General features: G+C 70.2%; 18 protein-coding genes and 1 tRNA gene. 5 read left to right on the top strand and 14 right to left on the bottom strand.

Going from position 1 to position 25,070, the window contains the following annotated elements:
• Window positions 1–89: 89 nt before the first annotated feature.
• From CRM89_RS29055 to CRM89_RS29010, 9 genes are all read right to left on the bottom strand, one after another.
• Window positions 90–4,988, bottom strand: a complete 4,899-nt coding sequence (locus CRM89_RS29055; protein ID WP_098086808.1) for an NAD-glutamate dehydrogenase — start codon at window positions 4,986–4,988, stop codon at window positions 90–92.
• A 365-nt stretch (window positions 4,989–5,353) separates the two neighbouring features.
• Window positions 5,354–7,030, bottom strand: a complete 1,677-nt coding sequence (gene ettA, locus CRM89_RS29050; protein ID WP_011207835.1) for an energy-dependent translational throttle protein EttA — start codon at window positions 7,028–7,030, stop codon at window positions 5,354–5,356.
• A 470-nt stretch (window positions 7,031–7,500) separates the two neighbouring features.
• Window positions 7,501–8,463, bottom strand: a complete 963-nt coding sequence (locus CRM89_RS29040) for a threonine/serine dehydratase (RefSeq protein WP_011207833.1) — start codon at window positions 8,461–8,463, stop codon at window positions 7,501–7,503.
• A complete protein-coding gene (locus CRM89_RS29035; RefSeq protein WP_086843833.1) occupies window positions 8,460–10,511 on the bottom strand; it encodes a cytochrome c oxidase assembly protein in 2,052 nt (683 codons plus the stop codon). Before CRM89_RS29035 ends, CRM89_RS29040 begins: the two co-directional genes overlap by 4 nt.
• 146 nt (window positions 10,512–10,657) lie before the next feature.
• A tRNA-Arg gene (locus CRM89_RS29030) sits at window positions 10,658–10,731 on the bottom strand.
• A 109-nt stretch (window positions 10,732–10,840) separates the two neighbouring features.
• Window positions 10,841–11,239, bottom strand: coding sequence for an NUDIX domain-containing protein (locus CRM89_RS29025; protein WP_098086806.1), 399 nt, complete (start codon window positions 11,237–11,239; stop codon window positions 10,841–10,843).
• A 66-nt stretch (window positions 11,240–11,305) separates the two neighbouring features.
• Window positions 11,306–11,791 carry a DNA starvation/stationary phase protection protein gene (locus tag CRM89_RS29020; protein WP_086845140.1) on the bottom strand — a complete coding sequence of 162 codons (486 nt, stop codon included), beginning with the start codon at window positions 11,789–11,791 and terminating at the stop codon, window positions 11,306–11,308.
• A 127-nt stretch (window positions 11,792–11,918) separates the two neighbouring features.
• Complete coding sequence (ectB, locus tag CRM89_RS29015; RefSeq protein WP_098086805.1) at window positions 11,919–13,175, bottom strand: diaminobutyrate--2-oxoglutarate transaminase; 1,257 nt, start codon at window positions 13,173–13,175, stop codon at window positions 11,919–11,921.
• A 158-nt stretch (window positions 13,176–13,333) separates the two neighbouring features.
• Window positions 13,334–13,654, bottom strand: a complete 321-nt coding sequence (locus CRM89_RS29010) for a hypothetical protein (RefSeq protein ID WP_041559921.1) — start codon at window positions 13,652–13,654, stop codon at window positions 13,334–13,336.
• Window positions 13,655–13,982: 328 nt separating this feature from the next.
• Between CRM89_RS29010 and CRM89_RS29005 the strand changes: the two genes are divergently transcribed.
• The gene (locus CRM89_RS29005; protein ID WP_098086804.1) at window positions 13,983–14,489 is read left to right on the top strand and encodes a DUF4254 domain-containing protein; all 507 of its coding nucleotides are present in this window, start codon (window positions 13,983–13,985) and stop codon (window positions 14,487–14,489) included.
• A 48-nt stretch (window positions 14,490–14,537) separates the two neighbouring features.
• On the opposite strand, the gene CRM89_RS29000 is transcribed toward CRM89_RS29005, so the two are convergent.
• The 3 genes from CRM89_RS29000 to CRM89_RS28990 form a co-directional block, all read right to left on the bottom strand.
• The gene (locus tag CRM89_RS29000) at window positions 14,538–14,870 is read right to left on the bottom strand and encodes a hypothetical protein (RefSeq protein WP_041559920.1); all 333 of its coding nucleotides are present in this window, start codon (window positions 14,868–14,870) and stop codon (window positions 14,538–14,540) included.
• Window positions 14,870–16,018, bottom strand: coding sequence for an acyl-CoA desaturase (locus CRM89_RS28995; protein ID WP_086845144.1), 1,149 nt, complete (start codon window positions 16,016–16,018; stop codon window positions 14,870–14,872). Before CRM89_RS28995 ends, CRM89_RS29000 begins: the two co-directional genes overlap by 1 nt.
• A 70-nt stretch (window positions 16,019–16,088) precedes the next feature.
• Complete coding sequence (locus CRM89_RS28990; protein ID WP_060592864.1) at window positions 16,089–17,147, bottom strand: ferredoxin reductase; 1,059 nt, start codon at window positions 17,145–17,147, stop codon at window positions 16,089–16,091.
• A gap of 200 nt (window positions 17,148–17,347) precedes the next feature.
• Here CRM89_RS28990 and CRM89_RS28985 point away from each other — a divergent pair, with 200 nt between their 5' ends.
• Window positions 17,348–17,971, top strand: a complete 624-nt coding sequence (locus tag CRM89_RS28985; RefSeq protein ID WP_011207823.1) for a TetR family transcriptional regulator — start codon at window positions 17,348–17,350, stop codon at window positions 17,969–17,971.
• A gap of 13 nt (window positions 17,972–17,984) precedes the next feature.
• On the opposite strand, the gene CRM89_RS28980 is transcribed toward CRM89_RS28985, so the two are convergent.
• On the bottom strand, window positions 17,985–19,328 hold the full coding sequence (locus CRM89_RS28980; protein WP_060592865.1) for an MFS transporter: 1,344 nt from the start codon (window positions 19,326–19,328) through the stop codon (window positions 17,985–17,987).
• A 95-nt stretch (window positions 19,329–19,423) separates the two neighbouring features.
• On the opposite strand from CRM89_RS28980, the gene CRM89_RS28975 reads away from it, so the two are divergent.
• The 3 genes from CRM89_RS28975 to cmrA are packed head-to-tail and all read left to right on the top strand — an operon-like array spanning window position 19,424 to window position 22,871.
• Window positions 19,424–19,969 (top strand): PadR family transcriptional regulator, encoded by a 546-nt coding sequence (locus CRM89_RS28975; RefSeq protein WP_060592866.1) that lies wholly within the window; start codon window positions 19,424–19,426, stop codon window positions 19,967–19,969.
• Between the two features lie 19 nt (window positions 19,970–19,988).
• A complete protein-coding gene (locus tag CRM89_RS28970; RefSeq protein WP_098086803.1) occupies window positions 19,989–22,019 on the top strand; it encodes an NADPH-dependent 2,4-dienoyl-CoA reductase in 2,031 nt (676 codons plus the stop codon).
• 48 nt (window positions 22,020–22,067) lie between these two features.
• The gene (cmrA, locus tag CRM89_RS28965; RefSeq protein ID WP_098086802.1) at window positions 22,068–22,871 is read left to right on the top strand and encodes a mycolate reductase; all 804 of its coding nucleotides are present in this window, start codon (window positions 22,068–22,070) and stop codon (window positions 22,869–22,871) included.
• 416 nt (window positions 22,872–23,287) lie between these two features.
• On the opposite strand, the gene CRM89_RS28960 is transcribed toward cmrA, so the two are convergent.
• Entirely contained in the window at window positions 23,288–24,994 is a 1,707-nt protein-coding gene (locus tag CRM89_RS28960) for a helicase HerA-like domain-containing protein (RefSeq protein WP_098086801.1), read from the bottom strand.
• Window positions 24,995–25,070 lie beyond the last annotated feature (76 nt).

The following is a 25,070-nucleotide window of genomic DNA, read 5'->3' as shown; positions in this document are numbered from 1 at the left end:
GCCGGACCGGACTGTCGGCATCAAGGGTAGGGCACTCGCGCGCCCCGCGGCCGCTCCGGGGCGCGCGATTGTGACATCTACCCAGTCCGTCAGGCGCCCGGTGACTGCGCTCCCACACCGCTGACCATGCTGCGCACCTGCCGCGAGGCCACCGACAGACTGGCCAGATCGTGCGCGCCGGATTCGAACAGCTCGGCCAGCGCCGCGCGCGCCCGGCCCAGCCTGGACTGGTTCTTCGACTCCCAGTAGGCGATCTTCTCGTCGGCGGTCTCCTCCGGATCGCCCGCGGAGAGCACGTCCAGGGTCAGCGAGCGCAACGAGCCGTACATGTCGTCGCGCACCGCGAGCCTGGCCAGCGCGTGCCAGCGGTCGCCGCGCTCGAGATGGGTCACCGCCTGCAGCAGCCAATCGATCTTGAGGTGATCGTTGAGCGCGTAGTACAGCGCGCCCACCTCGTCGCCGTCCCGGTCGGTGATGTCGGCGATGTCGAGAATGTCCAGCAGCGGGAACAGATTCAGCAGGCCGAACACCTCGGTGGCCAGCTCCAGCGGCGCCCCGCGCGCGACGAGCTCGGCCGACTGGTCGGTGAGCGTGGCCACATGATGGCCGCGCAGCCAGGTCGGCACCTTCGGTGCGAGTTCGCGCACGCCGTCGCCATAGCGGTTGATCTCCGCGCCGACCGCGATCGGCTGGGGCCGGTTGTTGAGCAGCCACCGCGAGGCCCGGTCCAGTGTGCGCTTGGTCTCGAGTTCGAGCTCGTCGCGCACCGCCACCGGGATGTCGGCCGAGCGGATGCGCTCCCACATGGCGGGCAGATCGAAGATCGCACCGGCCGCGGCGAAGGCGCGCACCGCGTCGGTGGTGCTCGCGCCGCTCTCCTCGTTGAGCCGGAAGGCGTAGCTGATGCCGCCGTAGTCGACCATCTCGTTGACGATCATCGTGGTGACGATCTCGCGGCGCAGCCGGTGCTTCTTGATGGCACCGCCGAACCGGGTGCGCAGCGGCGTCGGGAAGTACTCCGGCAGCCGCGCCGCGAAATACCCCTGATCGGGCAGATCGGAGTCGAGCAGGTCGGCCTTGAGCGAGAGCTTCACGTGCGCCATGAGATTGGCCAGCTCCGGGGAGACCAGCCCTTCGCCGTTGTCGCGGCGGCGCTTCAGCTCCGCGTTCGACGGCAGCGCCTCCAGCTCGCGGTCCAGGCCGCGACGCTGCTCGAGGTCGGTGATCAGGCGCATGTTCACATTCGTCATCCGCGGCGCCTCGAACCGCGAGATGCCCATCAGGAAGTTCTGGGACACGTTGTCGCGCAACACCATGTCCGCGACCTCGTCGGTCATCGAGGCCAGCAGCGGGTTGCGTTCGGCCGCGGGCAGCAGTCCCGCGCTGACCACACCGTCGAGCAGCACCTTGATGTTGACCTCGTGATCGGAGCAGTCCACGCCCGCGGAGTTGTCCAGCGCGTCGGTGTTCATCTTGCCGCCGTTGCGGCAGAACTCGATACGTCCGCGCGCGGTGGCGCCGAGGTTGCCGCCCTCACCGATCACCCGGACCCGCAGGTCTTTTCCGTTCACCCGCACCGGGTCGTTGGACTTGTCGCCGACCTCGGCGTTGGTCTCGTCGGTGGCCTTGATGTAGGTGCCGATACCGCCGTTCCACAGCAGTTGCACCGGCGCCAGCAGGATCGCGCGCACCAGTTCCGGCGGCGCGAGCGAGACCACGTCGTCGGGCAGGCCGAGCGCGGCCCTGGCCTGCGGGCTGATCGGCACCGATTTCACCGTCCGATCCCACACGCCGCCGCCCGCGCTGATCAGCGAGGTGTCGTAGTCGGCCCAGGACGAGCGCGGCAGCGCGAACAGGCGCTGCCGCTCCCGGTAGGACCGGGCGGCATCGGGGTCGGGGTCGAGGAAGATGTGCCGGTGGTCGAACGCGGCGACCAGCCGGATGTGCTCGGAGAGCAGCATGCCGTTGCCGAACACGTCGCCGCTCATGTCACCGATGCCGACGACGGTGAAGTCCTCGCTCTGGGTGTCGATGCCCATCTCGCGGAAGTGCCGCTTGACGCTCTCCCACGCGCCCCGCGCGGTGATGCCCATCGCCTTGTGGTCGTAGCCCGCCGACCCGCCGGAGGCGAAGGCGTCGCCGAGCCAGAAGCCGTAGCTGCGGGCCACGTCGTTGGCGATGTCGGAGAAGGTCGCGGTGCCCTTGTCGGCGGCCACCACCAGGTAGGTGTCGTCGCCGTCGCGGCGCACCACCCGGGCGGGCGGCACCACCGCGCCGCTGGCCAGATCGACGTTGTCGGTGAGGTCGAGCAGGCCGGAAATGAACGTGCGATAGCAGGCCACGCCCTCGGCGGAGAGCGCCTGCCGGTCGGCGGCCGGGTCGCCGGTGCTCTGCGGCGGCTGCTTGACCACGAACCCGCCCTTCGCGCCCACCGGCACGATGACCGCGTTCTTCACCGCCTGCGCCTTCACCAGGCCGAGGATCTCGGTCCGGAAGTCTTCCAGCCGGTCCGACCAGCGCAGGCCGCCGCGCGCAACCGGCCCGAAGCGCAGGTGCACGCCCTCCACCCGGGGCGAGTACACGAAGATCTCGAATTGCGGTTTGGGCTTGGGCAATTCGGCGATCTCGCGCGGCTCCACCTTGATCGAGACGTAGTCGCGCGACACGCCCGCGTCGTCGAGCATGTAGTAGTTGGTGCGCAGGGTGGCCTTGATCAGGCCGAGGATGGCGCGCAGGATGCGGTCGGCGTCCAGGCTGACCACCCGGTCGATGCGTTCGCGCACCGCGGCCTCCAGCTCGGTGGCGCGTTCGGCGGAGACGGTGTCGGGGTCGAAGCGGGCCGCGAACAGGTCCACCAGCAGCCCGGCGATGTCCGGGTAGGCCAGCAGCACGCGCGCGATGTTGGCCTGGCTGTACGGAAAACCGGCCTGTTGCAAGTATTTCGCGTAGGTGCGCAGCATCGAGACCGCACGCCACGACAGCCGGGCCCGCAGCACCAGCTCGTTGAGCCCGTCGGCCTCGGCGCGCCCGTACCACATCGCCGCGAAGGCCTCGGTGAACCGGTCGCGCAGGCCGTGCCCGGTGTCGGCGGTGACCGACTCCAGCAGTTCGGCGTCCAGATCACGGTCGAGCGCGGTGCGCAGCAGGTCCGGGCGGGCCAGCAGGCCGAAATCGTAGATCCAGCACTCGGCGTCCAGCGCCACCCGGTAGGGCCGCTCGTCGACCACCTCGACGCCCAGGCTCTGCAGCAGCGGCAGCACCTGGCTCAGCGAGATGCCCGCGCCGCCGATGTAGAGGGTGAACCGCCAGGAGCCGGGCTCGGCGTCCGGGCTGCGATAGAGATGCTGGTCGATGGCGCCGGCGGCGAGCCGTTCCAGCCGGGCGATGTCGCGCAGCGCGCGGTTCGGGCTGAAGTCCTGCTTGTAGGCCTCCGGGAAGGCGCCCGCGTAGCGCTGCACGACCGCCGGATCGAGCATCGAGCTGGCGTTGACCTCGTCGTTGAGGTGGTCGGCCCAGGTGTGACTCGCCTCGGCCAGCAGGCGCTCGATACGTCTGCGGTTCTCGTCGGCGGTGTAGGACAGGATCGCCGCCCGGTCCGGGCCGCCGGTGTGGGTGTCGCGCATCCGCACGGTGAAATACACACTGGCGAGCTCGCTTTCGCTCACCCTGGCGGAATAGTCGATGGATTCGCCGTCGAGTTCGCGGACCAGGATGTCCTGCATCCGCAGGCGCACCTGCGTGGTGTAGCGATCGCGCGGCAGGTACACCAGGCAGGCGACGAACCGGCCGTAGGTGTCCGCGCGCAGGAACAGCCGCACCTGTCGGCGCAGGCCGACGTTGAGCACCGCCTCGGCCGTGCGCCGCATGGTCTCGGCGTCGGCGGAGAACAGTTCGGTGCGCGGGAAGGACTGGATCACCTCGAGCATGGCCTGCCCGGAATAGGACTCCAGGTCGAACCCGCTCTTCTCGATGGCGGTGCGCACCCGGCGCTGGATCACCGGGATGTCGAGCACGTTCTCGTGCACCGCGGTCACGGTGAACACGCCGATGAACAGGTGCTCGCCGACGATCGTGCCCGCGGCGTCGACATCGGCGACCCCGACGAAGTACGGGTAGACCGAGCGGTGCACGGTCGCGGGCACCAGACCCTGGGTGAGCATCAGCAGCGGCCGGTCGATGCCGTTGACCGGGACCCGGAAATCGGTGCCCACATCGGGCCGCAACACCCCGAGGCAGGTGCCCTCCACCGGTTCGGACACCGTGTGCCCGCCGACCGAGTGGATGCGGTAGCGGGCGAAGCCGAGCACCGTGAAGTGCCCGCCGGCCAGCCAACGCAGCAGCGCGGCGGTGTCGGCGAGATCCTCGACGGGGAACGGCGGCTCCGGCGCGGCGGCCAGCCGGTCCAGCTCGTCGGCCAGCCTGCTCTGCGCGCGTTCGATCGCCTCGCGATCACCGATCACCTGGCGCACGTCCTCGACCACGGCGGCCAGCGACTGCTCGATCCGCTCCAGCACCGCCCGATCGGTCGAGGGGTGTAGCTGGACGTGCATCCACGATTCGCGCAGCGTGCCCGCGGGTTTGCCGTCCACCTCGTGCGGAGCGGCCGCCAGCAACCGCCCGTCGTCGTCGCGGTCGACCTCGAAGATCGGGTGGATCACCTCGCGCACACTGGCGCCCTGACGGTTCAACGACGCGGTGACCGACTCGACGAGCAGCGGCATGTCGTCGGTGACCACCTGCACGGCGGCGCCGAGACCGCACTCGTCGTCGGGGTGGTACACGCGGATGCGGGCCCGGCCCGGTGACCGGGTGCCCCCGAGCTCGAGATGCCTGCGGAAGATCTGCGAGACCCCGGTGACCGCAGAGTCCACATCGTCCGCGTCGACGTGGCGGAAATACGCCCGTTCGAGGGTTGCCAGACCGTCGCGCAGCGACTGTGGCAAACCCGCGGCCCACGCCGCACCGGACAACTCGGACGAGACCGTCATTTTCTTCGCCAACTCCCTCGGATCGGATTTCCGCAACAAAGTGACGCAGGTCCGAAGGGTAGCCGTGCCGCGCCGACGCGGCGGCGGAAACAGTGTTCCGCCGCTGGATCACCGGGCTCTCACGTGCCCGGCACAGCACCCGAACGGACCCCGGTTACCTCACGTCGAGGCGATCGCGGTGAGGACGACCGGGCAACCGGACAGCGCCTGCGCATGCACGCGATCCACCCTAGCCACTTCCATCCGGGAATGTGACCGACCCACGAAAACGACAGCGGGCGAGACGGTTAACCGTCTCGCCCGCTGTGCGGAACTTCGCGTGCCGCCGCGGCGCGGAACTCCCCGTGCCGCCGCGGCGACCGCGATCAGTCGCGGGTCAGCTTGCGGTGCGTCACCCGGTGCGGCCGGGCCGCCTCCGGGCCGAGGCGCTCGATCTTGTTCGCCTCGTACGCCTCGAAGTTGCCCTCGAACCAGAACCACTTGGCCTCGTTGTCGGCGTCACCCTCCCACGCGAGGATGTGGGTGCAGGTGCGGTCGAGGAACCACCGGTCGTGGGAGATCACCACGGCGCAGCCGGGGAAGTTCTCCAGCGCGTTCTCCAGCGAACTCAGCGTCTCCACGTCCAGGTCGTTGGTCGGCTCGTCGAGCAGGATCAGGTTGCCGCCCTGCTTGAGGGTCAGCGCCAGGTTCAGCCGGTTGCGCTCGCCACCGGAGAGCACGCCCGCGGGCTTCTGCTGGTCGGGGCCCTTGAAGCCGAAGGCGCTGACGTAGGCGCGCGAGGGCATCTCCTGCTGGCCCACCTCGATGTAGTCGAGCCCGTCGGAGACGACCTGCCACACCGTCTTGTTCGGGTCGATGCCCGCGCGGTTCTGGTCGACATAGCTGAGCTTGACCGTCTCGCCGATGCGGACGGTGCCGCTGTCGGGCTGTTCGAGACCGACGATGGTCTTGAACAGCGTGGTCTTGCCGACGCCGTTGGGGCCGATGACGCCCACGATGCCGTTGCGCGGCAACGTGAACGACAGATCCTTGATCAGCTGACGGTCGCCGAAGCCCTTGTCCAGGTGCTCCACCTCGACCACCACGTTGCCCAGCCGCGGGCCCGCGGGGATCTGGATCTCCTCGAAGTCGAGCTTGCGCATCTTCTCCGCCTCGGCCGCCATCTCCTCGTAGCGACCCAGGCGCGCCTTGTTCTTGGCCTGGCGGGCCTTGGCCCCGGAGCGGACCCAGGCGAGTTCCTCCTTGAGCCGCTTCTGCAGCTTCTGGTCCTTCTTGCCCTGCACCTCCAGGCGCTCGGCCTTCTTCTCCAGGTAGGTGGAGTAGTTGCCCTCGTAGGGGTAGGCCCGGCCGCGGTCGAGCTCGAGGATCCAGCCCGCCACGTTGTCCAGGAAGTACCGGTCGTGGGTGACGGCCAGCACCGCGCCCTGGTACTGGGCCAGGTGCTGCTCGAGCCACAGCACCGATTCGGCGTCGAGGTGGTTGGTCGGCTCGTCGAGCAGCAGCAGATCGGGCTTGCTCAGCAGCAGCTTGCACAGCGCGACGCGGCGGCGCTCACCACCGGAGAGGTTGGTGACCGGCTCGTCCGGCGGCGGGCAGCGCAGCGCGTCCATGGCCTGCTCGAGCTGGGAGTCCACGTCCCACGCGTCGGCGTGGTCCAGGTACTCCTGGAGCTTGCCCATCTCCTCCATCAGCTCGTCGGAGTAGTCGGTGGCCATGAGTTCGGCGATCTCGTTGAAGCGATCCAGCTTGACCTTGACCTCGCCGAGGCCCTCCTCGACGTTGCCGCGGACCGTCTTCTCCTCGTTGAGGGGGGGCTCCTGCTGCAGGATGCCCACCGTCGCGCCCGGGGCGAGGAACGCCTCGCCGTTGTTCGGCTGGTCCAGTCCGGCCATGATCTTCAGCACGCTGGATTTACCGGCGCCGTTCGGGCCGACGACGCCGATCTTGGCGCCGGGAAGGAAGTTCAAGGTGACATCGTCGAGCACGACTTTGTCGCCGTGCGCCTTGCGAACCTTCTTCATTTGATAAATGAACTCAGCCATATGCGAGAGCCTATCGGTCTAGGGAACGGTGGAACGAAGCAGCGCCGTTCCGGTCACGGGCGCGGATGCCGCGCTGTCGATCGTCGTGGTACCGGGCGCTGGAGAAGCCGCGTCCGCGGTATCGACCCCCACCCCGTCGCCGACGCGTGCACGATCTTCAGCGTTCGATCCCTCCCGAGTATTCCGCATCCCCGGACTCGCGCCGTGCCCGGTGTCGGCGTGCCTGCGGGGCTGCGCGACGCAGCGCGACAGGTCTGGCCCGACGGCGCCGGCAGCTCACGGTGAGATACAGCGTGCCGCTGTCGAGCCACTCGCCGGTGGCGTGGTCGAGCCTGCGGGCGGTGCTGGCCGTGCGGAAGGTGAGCACCTGTTCACCGTGGGCGAGCTGGCGTGTGACCGGCAGGCCCGATGCCCGGATCGGGGACAACCGATCGGCTGTGGACGAACCGGTGCACGACGACCCGGTGCACTCAGAGACCGGTCGCGTCGGTGTTCGCCCCGCACAGCACCACCACCGGCCGCTCACCCGGGGCCGGGACGTAGGCGCCGCTGAGGATCGCGGCCAGCGCGGTCGCGCCGGCCAGTTCCACCACGATCCGGAACTCACGCCACAGGTACTCGCGCGCGGTCGTGATCGCCTCCTCGGTGACCAGCAGCGCGGGCACGTCGTAGCGGCGCGCCAGGCGCAACGCGAGTTCGCCGACCCGGGTGGCGCCCAGCGGATGCAGCACCGGCCGGGCCGGGCCCACGTCCACCGGGCGTTCGGCCGTCAGTGCGGCGCGCAGCGCGGGCATGCCGACCGGCTCCACCCCGATCACCCGCTGCCTGCGCCCGAACGCGGCGGCCACGCCCGCCAGCAGACCGCCGCCACCCACCGAGACCAGCACCGGCGGCCTGCCGCGCACCTGCTCCTCCAGCTCGAGCGCGAGCACGCCCGCACCGGCGATCACGTCGAGCTGGTCGTAGGCGTGCAGCACCAGTGCGCCGCGGTCGGCCGCCAGCTCGGCGGCGTACCGCTCGGCCTCGCGGTAGGTGGTGCCGTGCCACAGCACCTCGGCGCCGTGCGACCACATCGCGGCCACCTTGGTGTGCGGCGCCGACTCGGGCACCACCACCGTGCACGTCTTGCCCAGCCAGGCCGCCGCCAGCGCCGCGGCGATGCCGGAATTGCCCGCCGAGGCGATCACCACGTGGTCCTCCGGGTCGGCGGCGAGCAGCGCGTTGAGGGTGCCGCGCACCTTGAAGGTGCCCGCGTGCTGGAGATGCTCGAGTTTCAACGTCACCGGGACCGGCCCGGCGGGCCCGGCCACGCTCGTGTGGAAGACGGGCGTCTTCCGGATCCGCCCGGCCAGCCTGCGCCGCGCGAGGCGGACATCGGATCGATACAGCCGGGCGTGCTCCCCCGCGACCAGCGCGCCGTCCCGATCGGTCAAGACCGGGCCTCGCGCTCGCCGCCGTCGCGGCGGGCCAATTCGGCGAACATGGCGTTGTGCGCGGCCAGCTCGGCGTCGTGGTCGCGCTCGGCGGCCCGGTCGTAGCGCTTGGCCATCCGCTCGTCGCTGCGCGACCACTGGATCAGCAGCGCCAGCATCACCACCACCAGCGGCACCTCGCCGCTGGCCCAGGCCAGGCTGCCGCCGGTGCGCTGATCGCCGAGCAGGTCGCCGTTCCAGCCGAGATCCAGGCTGCGGAAGAACCAGCCGCCCATCACCGTGGTCATGCTCATCAGCGCGACGCCGAAGAACGCGTGGAACGGCAGGGAGCCGAACACCATGCCCAGCTTGGTCAACGGCTCGACCTGGCGAGGCTTGGGGTCGATCCCGATCACCACCCAGTAGAACAGGTAGCCGCTGAGCAGGAAGTGCAGGTTCATCAGCAGGTGCGCGCCGTGCGAGTCGACGAAGGTGTCGTAGATCCCGCCCATGTAGAGCGCATAGAACCCGGCCACGAAGATCACCGAGGCCACGATCGGATGGGTCAGGAATCGCGACACCGGATTGTGCACCGCGGCCAGGATCCACTCGCGCGGGCCGGGCACGCCGCCGCGGCCGGCCGGTGGCAGCGCGCGCAGCGCCAGCGTCACCACCCCGCCGAGGGCGAACAGGATCGGCGCCAGCATCGACAGCGCCATGTGCTGCATCATGTGCACGCTGAACATGGCCGGGGCGTACCGACCGATCCCCGAGGACGTGGTCACCAGCAGCAGCGCGCAGGCGCAGAGCCAGGCGATGGTGCGGCCCACCGGCCACGAGTCGCCGCGGGCGTGCAGCCGCCGCACACCGAGCAGGTACAGCACGGCCAGCACGATCGCGAGGGTGCCGAAGATCAGGTCGAAGCGCCAGTCGAACAGCATCCTGGCCACCGTCGGCGGCCCGGCCAGGTCGTAGCCCAGTTCCACCTCCGCCGGGGTGGGCACCGAGACCGGCGGCGGGGGCGGGGTGCGCCCCAGCCCGACCGCCAGGCCCATGGTGGCCGCGAAGACCAGTGCCTCCACGCCCGCGAACCGGATCAGCGCGCCCCGGTCACGCGGGTCGGCGGCCAGGGCGGGCAACGCCGCGCGCCGCTGCAGGTAGCCGATGACGCCCAGGATCGCCAGCGCGGCGGCCTTCGCCAGCACCAGCCGCCCGTAAGTGGTGGTGACCAGCTCGTCCCAGGGCACCCGCACCCAGGAGTTGATCACGCCGCTGACCCCGATCACCACGAAGGCGACGGTCGCGATCGCCGAGAACCGCCGGGTCGCGACGTCGGTGTGCGCCCCACCGCGCAGCGCGTGCGCGAGCACCGCGAACAGTCCGCCGACCCAGACCGCGGCCGCGACCAGGTGCAGGATCAGGCTGTTGGTCGCGACATCGTGCGAGCCGCCCGAGGCGGAGTGCCCGGTCAACGCCAGCGGCATCATGGTCAGGATCGAGCCACCGAACAGCACCGGCGTCCAGCCCCAGCGCAGCGCCAGCCGTGCCCCGACCGCCACGATCAGCGCGAACACCACCGTGGTGCGCCAGGCCTCGGCGATGTCGACCTGTCCGATCGCCCGCCACAGCTGTTCCGGCCGCCAGATGTCGGCGACGGGTTGGCCGGTGGTGTCCGACACGGTCAGCGGCACCAGCAGCGCCGCGCAGACCGCCCACGCCAGGGCGAAGTTCGACCCCATCCGGACCGCGCGGTAGCCGCCGACGTCGAGCACGCCGTTGGCCTGCGGCGGCACCAGGAAGGCCGCGCACAGCAGCGCGCCGACGGTGAGGGCGGCGAACAGGTCCGCCAGCGCCCGGACGGCAGGCAGGCCGTAGGTGGTGAGGGCGCCGGGGTCGGGGATGCCGAGCAGACTCAGCGCCTGCGCGGCCGACAGACCGACCACGAGCGCCGCGACGACCGCCGCGATCGCGCCCGCCACCACCGTCACGGCGGCGAACGGCCCCGCCGACGCCGACCGGGCGCCCTCCGGCGCGGCGGTGGCCGGGGCGGGGTCCTGCGGTGACGACATACGACCCAGCGTAGTTGGACGGCCGGGCCCGCGGCGCGCCGGGTTTGCGACCTCGGAACGAGTTCGGTGAAAAATGTGTTTGGCCGGTTCGCGGCTCGGGTACACCTTCGGGAGACCGGTGCGCCCTGGGGCACCGGTCGTCGTTGCGCCCCCGGCAGGAATCGAACCTGCGACCTAGGGATTAGAAGGCCCTTGCTCTATCCAACTGAGCTACGGAGGCAGTGCGTCCACCATGGCCGACTACGGCCGTGGTGTCCAGCGTGCGCAAGTATAACGATCGTCCAGATCCGGGGACGGCGCGCGTGGCCGGACGCGCTCGGCGCGGCGGCCTACCAGTCGATGATCCCGAGGTCGTAGAGCCGCTGGAACACCAGCAGCGATCCCGGAGCCACGTGGCGCATCGCGCCGTACTCCCCGACCGTGAAATACCGCAGTTCGGCGATCTCGCCGCTGGGTGTCGGGTCGCCGTCCAGCACACCGGTGAAGCAGGTCATGTGCAGCTGCACCCCGGGCTCGTGACCGTAGGCGGCGGCCCGGAAGATGCCCAGCTCGGTGTAGCTGACGACGTCGACGCCGAGTTCCTCGCGCACCTCGCGGTGCATGGCCTGCTCGGGCGTTTCGCCCGCGTCGATCTTGCCGCCCGCCATGTAGAAGACCTCTTTGCCCGTCGAGCGCGCCTGGAGCAGTCGGCGGTCGCGGACGTGGGCGAAAGCGGCTGTGCGGATCACCGGCCCACCCTACTGAGCAGACGACGGCGGCCGGCGGGTCACCCCGCCGGCCGCCGTACCGCTCGGTCAGCTCTGCGCCTGGAACATCCACCGCTGCTTCTCGAGTTCGGCGGTGATCTCGATGAACAGATCCTGGGTCACCGGGTCCGCCGTGTCGGTGGCCTCGATCCGCTCGCGCATCCGCCGCACGGCGGTGTCCAGCGTGGTGACGATCGCCGGGACGACCTCGGCGTCGGCGACGTACCCAGCCGGGAATTCCGGCAGCCCGCTGGTCGCGGCGACGGTGGCGAGGCGACCGTCCGGCGAGACGCCCAGCGCCGCGGCGCGTTCGGCCACCGCGTCGACGAAACCGCGGGCGGCATCGACCAGTTCGTCGAGCTGCAGGTGCAGCGCGCGGAAGTGCGGTCCGACGACGTTCCAATGCGCCTGCTTGCCGAGGAGCGACAGGTCGATCAGATCGGCGAGCGCGTCCTGCAGGACGATGCCGACGGCCTTCTGTTCGGCGGTGCCGAGGGTGCTCGTGATGGGGCTCTTGGTCAACGTGGAAGTCATGACTGCTCCTCTCGTGCAGAACCTCCGGAGTGCTTTTCTGGAATGATTCCAGATTACAGCGGACGGTACCGGGCTGCCACCGTCGCGGCCATGACCTCACTCACAGGGCGTCACCCCCGGCGCATCATCAGCCGCAGACCGCCTCCACCGCCGCGCCCAGCAGCTCCAGACCGTGCGCGAGCTCGTCCTCGGCGACGGTCAGCGGGGGGATCAGCTTGACCACCTCGTCCATCGAGCCGGAGGTCTCCACCAGCAGCCCGCGGTCGAACGCGGCCCGGCACACCTTCGCCGCACGCGAGGCATCGGCGAAGACGAGCCCCTGCACCAGGCCCCGCCCGCGCACGCCGAGACCGGGCACGGCCGCCGCGATCCGCTCCAGCGCCGCGCGGGTGGTCGCGGCCTTGACGGCGGTGCCGCGTTCGAGGGCGTCGTCGGACCAGTAGTGCTCGAGCGCGACGCGCGCGGTGACGAAGGCGTGGTTGTTGCCACGGAAGGTGCCGTTGTGCTCACCGGGCGCCCACTGGTCCAGCTCGGGCCGGAACAGCACCAGCGCCAGCGGCAGACCGTAACCGCTGATGGACTTCGACAGGGTCACGATGTCGGGGGTGATGCCGGCGGCCTCGAAGGAGAAGAACGGACCGGTACGCCCGCAGCCCATCTGGACGTCGTCGACGATGAGCAGGATGCCGCGGGTGCGGCACAGCTCGGCCAGCGCCCGCAGCCACGCCGCCCCGGCCACGTTGACGCCGCCCTCCCCCTGCACGGTCTCCACGATCACCGCGGCGGGCCGGTCCAGCCCCGAGGAGGGGTCGTCGAGCATCCGCGCCATCCACGCCAGCCCGTCCCCGTCACCGAGGTAGCCGTCGTAGGGCATCGGCGTGGCGTGCGGCAGCGGCACGCCCGCGCCCGCCCGCTTGGCGGCGTTTCCGGTCACCGACAACGCGCCGAGGCTCATACCGTGGAAGGCATTGGTGAAATTGAGCACCGCGGGCCTGCCGGTCACCTTGCGGGCCAGTTTGAGCGCGGCCTCGACGGCGTTGGCGCCGGTCGGGCCGGGGAACTGCACCTTGTAGTCGAGCCCGCGCGGGGTCAGCACGAGATCGCGCAGCGCCTCGAGCAGGCCGCGCTTGGCCACCGTCGACATGTCCAGGCCGTGGGTGATGCCGTCGCGGGCGAGGTAGTCCAGCAGCGCGCGCTTGAGCACCGGATTGTTGTGGCCGTAGTTGAGCGCGCCCGCACCGGCGAAGAAGTCCAGGTACTCCCGGCCCTGCTCGTCTCGCAGGACGCAGCCGCGGGCGGTGTCGAACACCGCGGGCCAGGATCGGCAGTACCCGCGGACGTTCGATTCGAGTTGGTCGAAAACGGTCGTCTCGGCGACAGACATCGACGATCCTTCCTGCCGTGCGCGCGAGCGATCCCCGCATGTGAAGCGCCTGCGTTTCTAACACCGCCGAGGGGTGGTCCGCAGCACTTTCCGGGAAAATCCGCGACCGCGGCACCGGCGGCGCACCGGTCGGTGCACGCGTGTACTCCCGGCCGGGATCAGGCGGGGGCGTCGCCGTGCGCCGAGTACAGGCTCACCTCGCCCTCCTCGCTGAGGAAGGCGTTGACCAGCATCGTCCGGTTCTCGCGCAGCGTCTCCGGGTCCGGTGCGGTGGTGGTGATGTCGATCTGCGGAATGGCGGCCCAGTTGACCACGTACCGCTGCGGCGGGCCGTCGTCATCGGACAACCGCGCCAGCCGGAACACCGACACCGTCTTGCGGACGATCAGGTTACGGACGACCTCGGCGATTCGCTCCGGGTCTTCCAGCGCGAACAGGAAGCCGAAAGTCAGCTCCGGCGAGGACACGTAGGCGGGCACGAATATCGAGGTTAGTGCATGTGCGCGAGGCACGAGCGCCACCGCGCCGAACCGGTTGCCGCACCGACGCCGGACCGCACCGGGCGTTGCGTGCCGATGACACCGCGGTGCCGCTCGATAACAATTCGCCCGCACACCGACGAATTCTGCGCCGATACCGTTGCACCGCTTCGCCGATCGCGCTTTTCTGGATACGGCCCGATTGCCGGGGCCGCGCTCGCAGCCGCACCGTCGCGGATTTCTTCGTCGTCGCCTCCGGCGGCCGAGGTGCGCGAGCGGTGGCCCGCACGGGCAACCCGGACGAGCACCGACACCAGGGGGCGCGAGGATGCCGACAGACGCAGCGGACTGGCTCGAAACGCGTGCGTTGCCACCGCGTTCGGCGCTGCTACGGGCGCTGCGCGAACCACCGCTGGAATGTACGCAGGCGCATCCGGTGCTGGCCGCGGCCCGGGCGCTGGCCGGCTGCCACGAACGCAGGCGGCGAGCCCAGGCCGCCACCGGGACCGTGGCGCCCACCGCGGCCGTGGCCGAGATCGACCGCGACCGCGGCCTGCTCGTCGACCGGATCAACGCATGGGTGGCCGCCAACGTGGTGCACCGCCACGGCGCCTCGCTGCACACCGAGACGCTCGGCGCGGTGATCGACCGGATGGCGGCGAAATGGGTTGCGGCGCAAGCGGCATTGCGCGCGGACGACACACGGACACAGCGCGAGCCACTGACCGGCGGCGCGGCCCACCTGGAGTGGACGCGGCTGGCCGAACTCGCCGACGGCTACCAGGACCTCGTCACCGAGGTGGGCGAGCACCGCAGGCGGCTGCCGGTGTACTGACCCGGGCCCGCCGCGAGGGCGAGCCCGGGGTCGGCACGCGGCGCCGACTCAGCGCCGGTCGTCGATGTCGGTGTCGACCACCTCGGCGTCGACGAACGACGCCGCCGGATCGGCGGGGGTCACGATCTCGGTCTCGACCGGCCGCTCGGCCGCGGCCGGGGCGGCATCCGACGGATCGGCGTCCCCCGCCGCGGCGGCGTCCCGGCGCGCGGCCGCCGCCGCCTCGTTCATCTCGATGGCGTCGGTGATCCACTCCCCGATCTCCCGGGTGACCTCCGCGACGGTGCCGGTGATGATGGTGGCGATATTGCCGATGTGCTTGGCGCCCGAGGAGGTCAATTCCTGGATCAAATCCTTGTTGCTTTCGAATTTCCCGATCATCACACGCCCACTTCGGTCGCCGTCCGCTGACGCATCACGATAACACCGGGAGTCGGCTCGGATTTCACCAAGCGCGGCGGCAGGGCGAGCACGAAAATCTTGCGCCACACGTCCAGGACCTGCTTGCTCAGCGGGCCGGTGTGATAGGGCAGACCGTACTTCTCACACAGCGCGCGCACCTCCGGCGCGATCTCCGGATACCGGTTGGCCGGAATGTCCGGGAACAGGTGGTGCTCGATCTGGTGGGAGAGGTTGCCGCTCATGATGTGGAAGAGCTTGCCGCCGCTGATGTTGGCCGAGCCGAGCATCTGGCGCACGTACCACTCGCCGCGGGTCTCCTCGGCGGTCTCCTCCTGGGTGAACGTCTGTACGCCCGAGGGGAAGTGCCCGCAGAAGATGATCGAGTACGCCCAGACGTTGCGCACCAGGTTGGCGGCGGTGTTGCCGGCCAGCGTGCTCAGGAACAGCGGGCCGCTCAGCGCCGGGAAGATCACGTAGTCCTTGAGCGCCTGCCTGCCCGCCTTGCGCCACCAGCCCTTGATCAGCGGCTTGAGGTCGGACCACTTGCGCTTGCCCTTGACGATGTTGTCGGCCTCGGCGTCGTGCAGCATGACGCCCCACTCGAACAGCATCATCAGCAGGAACGCGTAGAGCGGATTGCCCAGGTAGTAGGGGTTCCACTTCTGACCCTCGTCCATCCGCAGGATGCCGTAGCCGATGTCGCGGTCCATGCCGTGGATGTTGGTGAAGGTGTGGTGCATGTAGTTGTGCGAGTGCTTCCACTGGTCGGCCGGGCACACGGTGTCCCATTCGAACTCGCGCGAGTTCAGCCCGGGCTCACGCATCCAGTCGTACTGGCCGTGCATCACGTTGTGGCCGATCTCCATGTTGTCCAGGATCTTGGACACGCTCAGCGCGCCCACCGCCGCCAGCCACACCGGCGGCAGGAAGCCCAGGTACATCAGGCTGCGGCCGGCGATCTCGAAGCCGCGCTGCGCCTTGATGATCGAGTAGATGTACTCGCGGTCCCGCTCGCCGAGATCGGCGACGATGCGGGCGCGCAGCGCGTCGAGTTCGCGGCCCAGTTCCTCGACCTGGTCCGGCGTGAGAACCAGCGGCCCGTCCTTGGTTTCGGTCAGAATCGTCATGTCGTCCCCTAGTCGTGTGTGTCGGATGTCCGGAATCGCCGGATGTCCGGTCGTCGGATATCTCCGGTCGTCAGATGTCGATGTCGACGTCGCCGACCGGCGCGCTGACGCACAGCTGGATCGGCTGATCCGGATCGCTGTCGGTCTCCCCGGTGCGCAGATTGCGGGTGCAGCCGGAGCGGCGAACGGCCGTGCAGGAGAAGCAGATCCCCATCCGGCAGCCGTACTCCGGGCTCAGCCCGGCGGCCTCGGCCTGGTCGAGCAGGCTGGCGCCGGAGTTGTCCGCCCGCACCCCGCTGGCCGAGAAGTGCACCGTGCCGTGCGCCTGGTCCGGGTCCACCGGCGCGGTGGTGAGCACGAACTCCTCGCTGTGCAGCCGGTCGTCGAGCCGCTCGGCCTCGAAGACGGTGCGCACGGCCGCCATCAGCGGCGGCGGCCCGCACAGGAAGGTGTGCCCGTCGGCGAACCAGGGCGCCACCCGCTCGAGTTCGTCGTAGTCGAAGTGCTTGTCGCCGCGCTCGGGATAGCGCAGCTCCAGCCGCAGGGCCGGATGCCGCCGCGCCAGCGCGTGCAGCTCTGCCCGGTGCGGCACCTCCTCCGGCGAGCGGGCGTAGTAGAGGAAGGTGATCTGCCCCGGATGCCCCTCCTCGACGAGGGTGCGCAGCATCGACAGCACCGGTGTGATGCCGCTGCCGCCGCCGATCAGCAGGATCCGCTCGGGCCGCTCGTCGGGCAGCCGGAAGACGCCCTCGGCGGGCGAGAGGTCGACCACCATGCCGGGAGCGGCGTGGGCGTGCAGGTACTGCGAGACCAGCCCCTCCGGATGCGCCTTGATCGTCAGCCGGATGCGCCGGTCGCGGGCGCCCTCGGGATCGATCGGCGAGTAGCAGCGGGTGTGCCGCACGCCGTCGATCACCACGCCGATCTGCACGTACTGGCCGGCCGCGTGACCGCGCCACTGCCGTGGTGCGCGCAGGGTCAGGGTCACCGAGCCGGGCACCGAGCGGTCCACCTCGGTGATCTCCGCCCGCATCTGCCGCAGCGTGAGCGTGGGGCGGATGAGTTCGAGATATCGGTCCACCGGGTGCGGTGTGGTCAGGGTCTGCACCAGATTGATGAGATCCACCATGCGGGTTCTCCGTACCGTTCGTCGGTCTGCTCGGTCGCGTGCTGGTCGCGGATCCGATCCCCCGGTACCGCAATTTCAGTGCACGCTTGTACACTCACCAGTGTGACGGATGGCCCTGGGCCGGTGTCAACCGGCGACAACTGTGACCCGAACTACACCTTCTGGATCGACACATGGTGAACGGACGTATGCTCACCGAGATGACTGAGCAGGCAGCAACCCGGATCGAGCGCAAGGAGCGCACCCGCCAGGCGCTCCTGGAGGGCACCCTCGCGCTGGCCGCCGAGCGCGGTTTCGCGGCGCTGAGCCTGCGCGAGATCGCCCGCTCGGCCGGCATCGTGCCCACGGCCTTCTACCGGCACTTCGCCTCGCTGGAGGATCTGGGCGCGACCCTGGTGGACGAGGGGGTCACCGCGCTGCGGCTGGCCCTGCGGCAGGTGCGCCGCCGGCCGGATTCCGGGCTGGCCGACACGGTCCGCTTCGTCTTCGAGCAGGTCGACGCCAAGCGGGCGCTGTTCGGTTTCCTCACCCGGGAACGGCACGGCGGGTCGGCGGCGTTGCGCAAGAACATCGCGCTCGAGCTACAGCTCATCGTCCGGGAACTGGTGGCCGACCTGTCCCGGCTGCCCGCGCTCGACGACTGGAGCCCGCGCGATCTGGAGATCGCCGCGGACCTGATCGTCAGCACCGTCGCCGACGGCGTCGCCGCCTATGTCGCGGCCCCGGACCCGCGCGAGCAGGTCGCCATCCGCGAGACCACCGTGCAGAAGATCCGGCTGATCGCGCTCGGCATGGACAACTGGTGGCCGCCCAAGGACCGCTAGGCCCGGCCGGTCCTCACGCCGTGTCCTCGAGCGCCTCGACGGCGGTCGGTTCCGGCCCGCGCACGGGCAGCAACACCAGCAGCCCCGCGCCGAGCACCACGAGCAGCCCGACGATGCCCGCCCGCTCGGCGTCGAACGCCCAGACGAAGAACCCGAACAACGCGGGGGCGAGGAACGACACCGCGCGGCCGGTGGTGGTGTAGAGCCCGAACAGCTGGCCCTCGCGTCCGGGCGGTGCCAACCGCGCCAGGAACGAGCGGGCCGAGGCCTGCGCCGGGCCGACGAAGATCGTCAACAGCAGGCCGAACACCCAGAACAGCACCGGCCCGGAGACCACCAGCAGCGCCAGTCCGCACACCAGCATGGCCGCCAGCGAGCCGACGATGACCGCCTTCGGCCCCACCCGGTCGTCGAACCGGCCCGCCGCGATCGCGCCCAGCGCCGCGACCACGTTGGCCGCGATGCCGAACAGCAGCACGTCGGCATCGTCGATGCCGTACACCCGAACCGCCAGCACGGCGCCGAAGGTGAAGACGCCGGCGAGGCCGTCTCGGAACACGGCGCTGGCCAGCAGGAACCAGACGGTGCGGCGATCGACGGCCCAGAGTTCCCGCAGGTCGCGCCACAGCACGCGGTACGAGCCGAGCAGCCCGGCCCGTTCGGCGCCGGGATCGGCGGTGGTGCGCGGCAGCTCCGGCACCGCGAACATCACCGGCAGCGCGAAGGCGGCGAACCACACCGCGGCCAGCACCGCGATCAGCCGGATGTTGAGCCCGTCGTCGGTGGGGATGCCGAGCAGTCCGCGGGTGTCACCGTCCCCGGCGATGAAACCGAAGTAGCAGATCAGCAGCAGGAAAATGCCGCCGAAATACCCCATCGCCCAGCCGAATCCGGACACCCGCCCGACGGTGGCCGGGGTGGAGACCTGGCGCAGCATCGCGTTGTAGGGCACGTTGGCCAGCTCGAAGGCCGCCGAGCCCACCGCCAGCAGCGCCAGGCCGAGCCACAGGTCGCGGTGGTCGTCGTGCACGAAGAACATCGCGGTCATCGCCGCGACGACCACCGCGGTCAGCACGCCGAGCGCGCGTTTGCGTTTGGCCGCGGCGTCGAACCACTGCCCGCTGATCGGCGCGGTCAGCGCGACCACCAGCCCGGCCAGGCCGAGCGCCCAGCCCAGCCAGGCGCTGGCCGAGACGTCGCCCGGCAGGTCGTCGCCGACGGTGTCGGTGAGGTAGACGCTGAAAACAAAGGTGAGGATCACGGCGTGGAAGGCCGAGGAGCCCCAGTCCCACAGACCCCAGGCGACCACCTGCCCGCGTCCGGCGGCCTGTCCGATCGTCTCCCGCGCGTCCGTCATGCGCGCAGCCTAACGGCCGGAGCGGGGTGCGGCGCGATTTCCACCGCCTATGCACCCAGTTGCATATCGGTGCACCGTGCCCTTACCCTGACCGCATGGCCCTCGAGCACGCGCTACTGGTGTCGCTGACCGAGCGCTCCGGTTCCGGCTACGAACTGGCGCACCGGTTCGACAAGTCCATCGGCTTCTTCTGGAACGCCACCCATCAGCAGATCTATCGCGTGCTCAAACGCATGGAGGAGGCGGGCTGGGTCGACGTGGAATCGGTGGCCCAGGAGGGCAGGCCCGACAAGAAGGTGTACTCGGTCAACGCCGCCGGTCGTGCCGAACTGGCCCGCTGGATCGCCGAGCCCTCCGACAGCGAGACCCCGCGCAGCGAACTGGGCGTGAAGATCCGCGGCGCCGCCTACGGCGACTTGGACGCGGTGTGCGCCGAGGTCGCCCGCCACCGCGACCAGCACGCCCACCGCCTCGACGTGCTGCGCCTGATCGAGAAACGCGACTTCCCCGACCCCGACCGGCTCACCGGCACGGCCCTGCACCAGTACCTGGTGCTGCGCGGCGGCATCCGGGTGGCGGCGGGCCATGTGGAGTGGTGCGAGGAAGTCCTGCAGGCCCTGCGGCCGCCCCGACCCGAGTGATCGAAGGGAGAACCGTCCCGTGAGTTCCTACCCCCATCTGTTCGAACCCCTCGACCTCGGTTTCACGACGTTGCGCAACCGCGTGGTGATGGGCTCGATGCACACCGGCCTCGAGGACCGCGCCTGGGACATCGACAAACTCGCCGCCTACTTCGCCGAACGCGCCCGCGGCGGGGTCGGCCTGATCATCACCGGAGGCTACGCGCCCAACCGCACCGGCTGGTTGCTGCCCTTCGGCGCGAAACTCACCACCACCACCGAGGCCTACCGGCACCGCACCGTCACCCGGGCGGTGCACGCGCACGGCGCCAAGATCGCCCTGCAGATCCTGCACGCCGGCCGCTACTCGTACCTGCCCGGTAGCGTCTCGGCCTCGTCGATCAAGGCCCCCATCAACCCCTTCCGTCCGCGCAAGCTCTCCGCCCGCGGCATCGAGCAGACCATCCGCGACTACGTCCGCTGCGCCGAGCTGGCCCGGCTCGCGGGATACGACGGCTGCGAGATCATGGGCGGCGAGGGCTATTTCCTCAACCAGTTCCTGGCGCCGCGCACCAACAAGCGCACCGACGAGTGGGGCGGCTCGGCGGCGAACCGGCGGCGGCTGCCGCTCGAGATCGTGCGCCGGATCCGCGCCGCCGTCGGTCCCGAGTTCATCCTGATCTTCCGGCTGTCCATGGCCGAACTCGTCGAGGGCGGGCAGACCTTCGCCGAGATCCGGGAGCTGGCGCGCGAACTGGAACGGGCCGGGGTCACGATCATCAACACCGACATCGGCTGGCACGAAGCCAGGGTGCCGACCATCGTCACCTCGGTGCCCCGTGCGGCCTTCGTGGAGTTCACCGCGAAAATCGCCCGCGAGGTATCGATTCCGGTGTGCGCGTCCAACCGGATCAACATGCCCGAGGTCGCCGAGGAGATCCTCACCCGCGGCGACGCCCAGCTGATCTCGCTGGCCCGGCCGCTGCTCGCCGACCCGGACTGGGTGGCCAAGGCGGCGGGCGGACGCGAAGACGAGATCAACACCTGCATCGCCTGCAACCAGGCCTGCCTGGACCACGCCTTCCAGCGAAAGACGGTGTCCTGCCTGCTGAATCCGCGCGCGGGCCACGAGACCGACCTGGTGCTCGCCCCGACCCGGCGGACCAAGCACATCGCCGTCGTCGGCGCGGGGCCCGCCGGACTGGCGGCGGCGGTGAACCTCGCCGAGCGCGGCCACCGCGTCGACCTGTTCGAAGCCGAGGACCGCATCGGCGGCCAGTTCGACATCGCCCGGCGCATCCCCGGAAAGGAGGAGTTCGAGGAGACGCTGCGCTACTTCGACCGGATGATCGCCAAGACCGGCGTCCGCCTGCACCTGAACACCCGCGCCACCGCCGAGGACCTCCTCGCCGCCCGCTACGACGAGGTGGTGCTGGCCACCGGCGTGCGCCCGCGCGTGCCCGACATCCCCGGCATCGGCCATCCGATGGTGCTCACCTACGCCGAACTGGTGCGCGAGGCCAAACCGGTCGGCCGGCGGGTCGCGGTGATCGGCGCGGGCGGCATCGGCTTCGACGTCGGCGAATTCCTCACCGTGGACGGCCATCCCACGCTGAAGCTGGACGAATGGAAGCAGGAATGGGGCGTCGACGCCGACGACGAGCGGGCGCCCGGCCAGTTGCGCGCGCCCCGGCCCGCCCCCGCCGCCCGCGAGGTGGTGCTGTTGCAGCGCAAGGACTCCCCGTTCGGGCACAGCCTCGGCAAGACCACCGGGTGGGTGCACCGCGCGGCGCTGCGGGCCAAAGGCGTCGAGCAGGTGGGCGGGGTCAACTACGAGCGCATCGACGACGATGGCCTGCACATCAGCTTCGGTGAGCGGCGCGCCCGCCCCCGGGTGATCCGGGTGGACAACGTGGTGGTGTGCGCGGGCCAGGAATCGGTGCGCGAGCTGGCCGAGCCGCTGCGGGCGGCCGGGGTGCGCGTGCACCTCATCGGCGGGGCGGAACTGGCCGCCGAACTCGACGCGAAGCGGGCCATCGACCAGGGCACCCGGCTGGCAGCCCGGCTGTGAGCGCGACGGCGGCGTGGCGCGGGTCCGCCGCCCGTTAGGCTCGGACGGGTGAGCTTGCCCTCCCCCACCACCGACAATCGCGCCGTCGTGACCGGCGCTTCCTCCGGCATCGGCACCGCGCTGGCCGCCGAACTGGCCGGGCGTGGCTATTCGCTGATCCTGGTCGCGCGCCGCGGCGATCTGCTCGACGAGCTCGCCCAGCGCCTGACGCTCGCGCACGGCATCACCGCCGAGGTACGCGCGGTCGACCTGGCCGATCGCGAGCAACGCGCCCCGCTGGTCGACGAGCTCGCCGGTCGCGACATCGCCATCCTGTGCAACAACGCCGGCGTGGCCACCTTCGGCCCCGTCGCCGAGCTCGACCCCGCCTACGAGCGGGCGCAACTGGAGCTGAACGCGGTCGCCGTGCACGATCTCACCCTCGCGGTGCTGCCCGGCATGCTGGCCCGGCGCGCGGGCGGCATCCTGATCAGCGGCTCGGCCGCGGGCAACATGCCGATCCCCAACAACGCCACCTACGCCGCCAGCAAGGCCTTCGCCAACACCTTCTCCGAATCGCTGCGCGGCGAACTGAAGGACACCGGCGTGCACGTCACGCTGCTGGCGCCCGGCCCGGTGCGCACCGAGGCGCCCGATCCGGCCGAGGCATCGATCGTGGACCGCATGGTTCCCGACTTCATGTGGGTCTCCTCCGAATACACCGCCAAGGTCTCCGTCGACGCCCTCGCGCGGAACAAGATGCGCATCGTGCCCGGCGTCATCAGCAAGGGCATGAGCGTGGCGGGCCAGTACAGCCCGCGCGCCCTCAGTGCCCCCATCGCCGGGGCGTTCTATCGCAAGCTCGGCCAGTGATAGCCGCCCGGCGTGGTTGTGGTCCAGCCTACACGGCCCGGATCCGCTGCCGCGCCGGGGTTCCTGGACACTTGACCCGGAACATCAAGCGGTAGAGCAGTTTTCCCGGTCAGAGGCCGATTTTCCGGCTCGATTTGGTGATAGCGAGCAGCTGTGGTTATGTTCTCAGCGGTCCATGCAAGCATCAACGATGAAGGAGAAAGTTTCATGCTGCTCGAATTCGTCTCGAACCTGCTCGGTGCGCTGCTCGGCCTGATCGGTCTCTGATCCATCAGGATCATCTGCTCGCCCCACCCCACCGTGCTCGCCACGTCAGGGTGGGGCGAGTTCTCTTTTCGCCCAACGATTCCCGCTCGACCCACGCCGGGCCCGGCGCCCGTCGACGCCGCCCCGGTGCCGAGCCGGCGCCTTCCGCTTCAGCGCCTGCGGCGTGTTCCGAACAGACTGCGCGTGATCTCCCGGCCCGCCGCCGAGGCCGCCGATCGCAGGAAGCTCTTGACCGCGGGATTCTTCATGATTCGCTCGGCGGCCGACTCCTGCTCCTGGGCGCTCGGCGAACGGCCCGGCGCCGCAGCGGTTTCGGGCTGCTCCGCGGGAACGGCGGCCAGCTTGGCCGCCAGGATCTCCGAGGCCGATTCCCGATCGATGGTCTGCCCGTACTTGGAGTAGAGACCGCTGGTCAGCGCGCGGGACTTGATCGCGTCGACGCCGATGGTGTCCATCAACGAGCGCGGCGGCACGATCCTGGTCCACGCCACCGGAGTCGGGGCCCCCTTCTCCGACAGCACGGTCACGATCGCCTCACCGGTGCCCAGTGCGGTCAACGCCTTCTCGAGGTCGTAGGTGTCGGTCTCGGGATAGGTCCGCACCGTCTTCGACAGCGCCTTCTGATCGTCGGGGGTGAAGGCGCGCAAGGCGTGCTGGATGCGCGCGCCCAGTTGCGAGAGCACGGAATTCGGGATGTCGGTCGGCAGCTGCGTGCAGAAGAACACCCCGACGCCCTTGGATCGGATGAGCTTGACCGTCTGCTCCACCTGTTCGAGGAACGCCTTGGACGCGTCGGCGAACAGCAGGTGCGCCTCGTCGAAGATGAAGACCAGCTTCGGCTTGTCGACGTCACCGACCTCCGGCAGGGTCTGGAACAGATCGGCCAGCACCCACATCAGGAAGGTGGAGAACATCACCGGCCGCGCCGCCTGGGCGCCCAGCTCGAACAGCGTGATCACGCCCTGGCCGCCGGCGGTCCTGATCAGGTCCGCGGGATCGAGTTCGGGTTCGCCGAAGAAGGTGTCGCCGCCGTCGGCCTCCAGATTCACCAGGGCCCGCAGGATCACCCCGGCGGTCTGCGCGGAGACCCCGCCGATGCCCTTCAGGTCCGCCTTGCCCTCCGGGCTGGTGAGGTGGGTGATCACCGCGCGCAGGTCTTTGAGGTCCAGGAGCGCAAGCCCCTGCTTGTCCGCCCAGTGGAAGATCAGGCCGAGCGTCGACTCCTGGGTCTCGTTGAGTTCGAGCACCTTGCTCAACAACACCGGGCCGAACGAGGTGATGGTGGCCCGGATCGGCACCCCGATGCCGCCGGTGCCGAGGGAGACGAATTCGGTCGGGAAGCCGCTGGGTGACCAGTCGGGAACCCCGGTCTCCGTCGCGCGGGCGGCGATCTTGTCGTTCTGCTCACCGGGGACGCTGAGGCCGGACAGGTCGCCCTTGATGTCGGCCAGCACCACCGGCACTCCGGCCCGGGACAGCTGTTCGGCGATGCCCTGCAACGTCTTGGTCTTGCCGGTGCCGGTCGCCCCCGCCACCAGCCCGTGCCGGTTCACGGTGCGCAACGGGATGCGGACGCGGGCGGTCGGATCGACCGCGTCGTCGATCACCACCGTGCCCAGTTCCAATGCCGGGCCGTCCACCGCGTAGCCGGCGGCGATGCGGTGCGCCGCCGCGGCGGTCTCGGCGTCGGCCGCGGCGGGTGCGCGTTCGGCCGACGCCGGCGACACCTGCGCGGCACGCGCCTCGGCCAGTTCGCGTTCGGCGGCTGCCGCGGCGGCTGCCGCCTCGGCCGCCACCCGGGCCGCCTCCTCGGCGGCCCTGCGCGCCGCGGCCGCCTTCTCCTCGGGGGTGGTCATCGCACGTCCTCCGTCTGTTCGGACTCGAAACTGCACACCTGGCCGATCTCTGCGGAAACTGTATCCCCGCCGACCG

The sequence above is a fragment of the Nocardia sp. FDAARGOS_372 genome, assembly GCF_002554515.1.
GTDB lineage: Bacteria > Actinomycetota > Actinomycetes > Mycobacteriales > Mycobacteriaceae > Nocardia > Nocardia farcinica.
Note: the sequence above shows the minus strand (reverse complement) of the source record. Positions and strands in the feature narration are given on the sequence as shown.